The 3,626-nt window shown below is 44.3% G+C and carries 3 protein-coding genes; all 3 read right to left on the bottom strand.

The window, feature by feature from the left end:
- Positions 1–56 precede the first annotated feature (56 nt).
- Positions 57–1,316: a virulence-associated E family protein gene (locus tag QZZ35_RS09975; protein ID WP_291237264.1), complete on the bottom strand. Its 1,260-nt coding sequence runs from the start codon at positions 1,314–1,316 to the stop codon at positions 57–59.
- On the bottom strand, positions 1,267–2,019 hold the full coding sequence (locus tag QZZ35_RS09970; protein WP_291237263.1) for a CHC2 zinc finger domain-containing protein: 753 nt from the start codon (positions 2,017–2,019) through the stop codon (positions 1,267–1,269). The genes QZZ35_RS09975 and QZZ35_RS09970 overlap by 50 nt, the downstream gene beginning before the upstream one ends.
- Positions 2,020–2,116: 97 nt before the next feature.
- Complete coding sequence (locus QZZ35_RS09965; RefSeq protein ID WP_291237262.1) at positions 2,117–3,361, bottom strand: serine/arginine repetitive matrix protein 2; 1,245 nt, start codon at positions 3,359–3,361, stop codon at positions 2,117–2,119.
- Positions 3,362–3,626: the final 265 nt, after the last annotated feature.

Genomic DNA, 3,626 nt, shown 5'->3' with positions numbered 1-3,626 from the left:
ACAAACAGTCAAAAAAATGGAAATTCAGCTGTTTTGACCATCCTCTCCCTGTCAGGCTAATCAAAAGGTATCTTCATCTGCTCACCTTCCGTAAGTTTTATGAATCCATCTTTGTCCAGTTGGTTGACAGTCTCTGTTTCACCCTTTCCCTCTCTGATCCAGCACCGCTGTGTACCAAATCCTTCTTTTGAGAAACGATGATAACCGCCTCTTTTCCATCCAATGATCTGTGTGTCCATGATCTGGCATATCTCATTGGTCTCATATTTCCTTGGTTCACCATCATAATGGTTAAATGCCTCTTTCCAGATCTGTCTGGAGCAGACATAAGTCCCGGCATATCCATCCAGCCATCCCTGAACCTGCCCTGCCATCGTATCTTCCTGCATGAACTGTTTCCGGTATTCAATGATCTGCCCCTCCATTTCTTTTGGAAGTTTCAGAAGGCTGCCTTTGTCCTTGCAGGAATTGAAGATGACCATTGCTTCCGCCCAAAGCTGGTCGAAGTATGCCCTCGATTCTTCTTCATTATCAAGAAGATGTTTTTCCGCCTTTGAGGAATCGACCTCGATTACAAGGAAACGTCTTGCTCCTGTACGGTCAAAAGGCAGGAACTGCTTTGTATTGGTTGTCCCGGCAAACAGACATTGTCTCGGTCTGTCCTCTTCAAATTTCCCATAGGAATTCCGAAATGTGTCTTTCTGCCGGCTCAAAAAGGACTTGATCTCTTCATTGCTCTTTGCACTGATCGCAGCAATCATCTCTGACATTTCCATGATCCAGTGACCCCGGAGCTTTTCATAAATCTTTTTATCTCCCAAATCCCTCAAGTCATCTGAAAACCACTCATCCTTAATAGCCAGAAACCGGAAAAATGTAGATTTTCCTGCCCCCTGTGTTCCTACAAGGCAGAGCATCTCATCTGCCTTACACCCCGGCTTAAAAATACGGAGCAGTGCTTCCATCATAAAATGCTTCAGGCATTCATAGACCATATCCGAATCATCTGCCCCCATATACCTCTTCAATACATAACGGATACGTTCTGTGCCATCCCACTCTAAGCGGTTCAGATATTCGCAGATCGGATGATACTGTTTGCTGTTTGCTTCCGCCCTCAGGGCTTTATCCATGTTTTTCTCATTTCCCAGACTATAAAACTGTTCAAAATACAGATAAAAGAAATCTCTGGCAGCATCTGTCATAGAGATGATCCCATCATTCCACCAGAGTTTCCTGACGATATCGATCCTCTGGTTCAGGAGATTAAATCTCAGGCTCCCTTTCAGGAGCGGGTCTTCCCGAAGCACGATCATATAATTCTGCATCGTCCCTTTGACGGTTCCCTGATTTGTCACAGCCAGATGGGAGCGGATCTCCCTTATGGCATCCACATCCGCCATCTGCTCCATCATCTGCAAAGCGTCCTGCTCCTTTACATTCTCGCTCAATCTTTTCCACCTCCTTTCCTTTTTCCTTGACAAGCATTTTCTTATCCTCTTCATCACCGAACAGAAGAATATCCAGATAATATTCAACGATACTCAACTCCCTCAGTGCGGTGCCAAAATGCCCATCCCACTCTTCCTCTGGTGTTTTTGGTGCATAACATTCTTTCCATTCCAGAAGCAGGGTGCGGTAATCCAGATATGCTTTTGTAAATCTGGCACATTCTGTTTTCCAGTCTGTTTCTGGTGTCTTCCCTTTTTCTTTCACCAGAGACTTTTTCCCAATTTTGGGAGAATCCCTTGCCCTGTTCCCATAGGAGATCCCAAAATCATCTGCCAGCTTCAAAGCAGCCTCTCTGGATTTTAGTCCGAAGAGCTGGGCAGTAAAATCGATCACATCCCCGGTACACCCGCATCCAAAACAGTAATATCTGCGGTCAACTTTCATGCTCGGTGTACCGTCATTATGAAAAATGCACCGGATCAATCCGCTCCTGTTGGGCTTAAATCCATAAAGTTCCGCAGCCTGCCTGACCGTCACATTCTGCTTTACTTCTTCAAACACATTCATTTTTTATCCACTTCCTTTCCAACCCGTTCAGATATGACCGGGTTCAAAAAAAGAGCATCCTGACTTTTATCCAAAACTGAATAAATCAAAATGCTCTTTACAGGGAATCCCTGTCATGATATTTCGTTTTTGTTTTTCTTCTGGCAGCATTTTCTTCTGCGACCCGCTTTTTATTGGCAGCCAGTTTTTCAAGAACACTCGTCCTTGCCTTCTTCTTGATCTGTTCCGTATTCGCTTTCCTGACCTCTGGCTCCTGAAGAGTTTTCTGCACTTTTTCAATAACTGCATTTGCTGCATTCCGTAATTTCTCTTTCGCCAGCTTAATCACATTTTTGGTAATTGTTTTTGCCTTATCAGAATTATTTGGATTCTGGACAATGTTATTGCAAAGCTGATCCAGAAGCCTGATATCCTCTTCCTGTGTCTGTGCCCTTACTTTTTCCGTAACGACTTCCACCGCCTTGTCATAAGCGATCTCTGACACTTCATCGATCAGGGTTTCATTATCCATGATTTTTTCTTCCTGTTCCTTTATCATCTGTTCCTGCCGGGCAATCTTTTCTTTCTGTGCCTGTATGATAAACTCCTGCTTTTCCAGATACTTCTTTCCGCCATATTCCGGCGCTTCCTCAATCTCCAGCCCATACTGCCTGCAAACATCAAACAGAAGATTCCTGCAGATCAGATCAAAAGTCATCTTCCGGTTATTGTTTCTTCCTCTGGGCTTATCTGGATCGGGAAGAGGAATTCCAAGTGCTTCCAATGCCTTTTCCTGTTGCGGACACAGTTCCCCATATTTATTCTCGCAGTCAAACACGTGACGTTCATGGATATGGGGAGTGGTCTCATCCATGTGGAGTGCAAAATCCAAAATATGCACATGGTCTCCAAACATCCCCTCGAACCTTTTCATAAAAGAATCCGCAATATGAAAAAGCTGTTCTCCCGATATATGCTCCCCCTCCTTTCCGATCTGGAATATCGTTTCTTCCGGACAGGTCATTTTATTTTTTAACAGATCTTCCGTTGTCCGGTTTCTTTCCGGGTGGCGGTTTTTCTCATTTCTGGCATTCTGCCCTTTTATAAAATCGCTGTAATGGTCTTCATAATACATCTTTTCAATATCATGAAAACTTGCCTCCGGCTCGACCGGTCCCCAATTCCTAAGTGTCTCATCTGAAGGGTTCTGGACATATCCCCGGTAACAGTCCCAATAGATATTCTGCTTTTCCCTCTCCGCATCAATATGCTCGCTGTTGGCAATATCGAATTTTCTGTCATTGTGCTTTGGATTATAAACACCATGTTTCCCCGATCTGCCATTATGCCTTGTAGCTCTCATTTTTCTGATTCCCCCTTTCATCCATTCTGCATTTTTTCATTTTTCTTTTTCCCATTCTGCCCTCCTCTGTGGTCTTTCCATTATCTGCCTCTTGCATTCCACAAGCTTTTTTCATGTGGCGGTCATTCCCGAAAATGATTTTGGGTAACACAATTCGCCAGATAATACCCAGTACGACTTGACGCAGGCATCAAATCACTGGGCAAGGCGTTTCACCCTTGACCCGATAATGGGCTTTGCCCCTTAACCCCAGCATGGAGCTGCC

It is taken from the genome of Frisingicoccus sp. (assembly GCA_016298055.1).
Classification (GTDB): Bacteria; Bacillota; Clostridia; order Lachnospirales; family Lachnospiraceae; genus Frisingicoccus.
The sequence above is the reverse complement of the archived record's forward strand: the minus strand, read 5'-3'. Positions and strand labels throughout refer to the sequence as shown.